The sequence below is a fragment of the Neisseria sp. Marseille-Q1983 genome, from assembly GCF_018224585.1.
Lineage (GTDB): Bacteria > Pseudomonadota > Gammaproteobacteria > Burkholderiales > Neisseriaceae > Neisseria > Neisseria polysaccharea.
In genome coordinates this window covers 1-1,482 of sequence record NZ_JAGTUI010000096.1, presented here as the reverse complement: position 1 = coordinate 1,482, position 1,482 = coordinate 1, and the positions used below count along the sequence as shown (strand labels likewise).

The following is a 1,482-nucleotide window of genomic DNA, read 5'->3' as shown; positions in this document are numbered from 1 at the left end:
GGTAGATCAGGTTGCCCAATGCGTCGTAGGTGTATTCGATGCCGTTGTATTCTTTCGGCCGGTTGCCGGCGTACAGGTTGGGGTTGGCCGGGGTTTTCAGACGGCCCGACTTGGCTGCGGCCGGTTGGTTGGCCGACAGGATGTTGCCCGCTTTGTCGTAGGCGTAGAGGCCGTCTGAAAAACCAACTTTCAGACGGCCTCTATATCAACCAACGCATCAATCGGTAATGGGGTTGGATTGTTAAAGAACAAATGTTTCAGACGACCTCAAAGAGGTATCGAGGCCGTCTGAAAATTGAAAAAACCGCGTGCGTACTTTGAGGCACGCACCTTACCTGTGAATTTAGAAATTTATGCAGGCTACGGCTTGTTAAAATTTATATTACTAACTACTTAAAATTACATCATCTCCATCTAATACTTTTTCTAAACTTTCCCATATGGTATTGCCTTTGTAAAAAAGGATGAGATTGTCCAATATCCCGTAAATATGGCTTTTTTCATTAACTAAAAATTCCATAGGACCAGATGGCATTACTGAGATAGGAATTAAATGTTTAACATTTAATATCTGTTTATAATATTTTATTCTTTCCATTAAATAATCTTTTTTTTTCAGTTTTCCTAAAACAGAATTTAAGGAAAAATCCATTTCATAGCTGGCATCCCTACTTGGTATAGAATCATTGTCATATATTATTTTTCTACCTCCAAAAACTCTTAAAACTTCTTTAACGGAATCCGGAAGGTTAAATCCAAACTTTTCATACTTTTCTAATATTTCAAAATACTCAAAATCAGAAATAAAATATTCATTCTTATAACCTGACTGATGCAATACATCCATAACTCTTCTAGATAGATTAATTTTGGTCATAATAATTCCTTATTATCTAATGACATTTTCTTACTGTAACAGAGCAATTTTTACATGGTTTTCTACGCTTTCCTGTCCTAACATTAGCAGCGGCAACCTCAAAATCTCCCATCTTGGCGCTTGGTCTTGCTTTTAGTGCTTTATTTAAAGCATTAACTTCAGCACAATTAGTAGTAGACCATTTTTCCATACTAGTTTTAGGTAATGCTTTTTTTAACTCTGGATGTACAACATCATTAAGTTTTCCACTCTCTCCATAAAAAATTCTTCCTGTTTTTTTATCTATAACAGCTGCCACTGTTGTCGGATGTTTACTTACAGGCTCTGTTTTGCTTATTTGTCTTGCATATTGTTTGGCATGGACTTTAGCAGACTTTAATAGCCCAAATAAATCAACCCATATAGCGGTATTTGGTCCAAACCAGTAGAGATTATCTTCCCCTAAAAGCCCAATCGGGTCCTGACTGATAAACCTACCGGTTTCAGGTTCGTAATAGCGGAAATAGTTATAGTGCAGCCCGGTTTCCCTATCGTAATACTGGTTCTGCAATCTGAACGGCTGATGCGCATCCTTGTAAACCCGCCCGTCCTTTTTCAGACGGCCC

2 protein-coding genes are annotated in these 1,482 nt (G+C 38.1%); both read right to left on the bottom strand.

What is annotated here, in order from left to right; all coding sequences use genetic code 11:
• Positions 1 to 385: 385 nt before the first annotated feature.
• Entirely contained in the window at positions 386 to 877 is a 492-nt protein-coding gene (locus KEM39_RS11225) for an SUKH-3 domain-containing protein (RefSeq protein WP_211710056.1), read from the bottom strand.
• 16 nt (positions 878 to 893) lie between these two features.
• The coding region (locus tag KEM39_RS11220) for an RHS repeat-associated core domain-containing protein (protein ID WP_249182780.1) at positions 894 to 1,482 on the bottom strand (589 nt) is incomplete at its 5' end.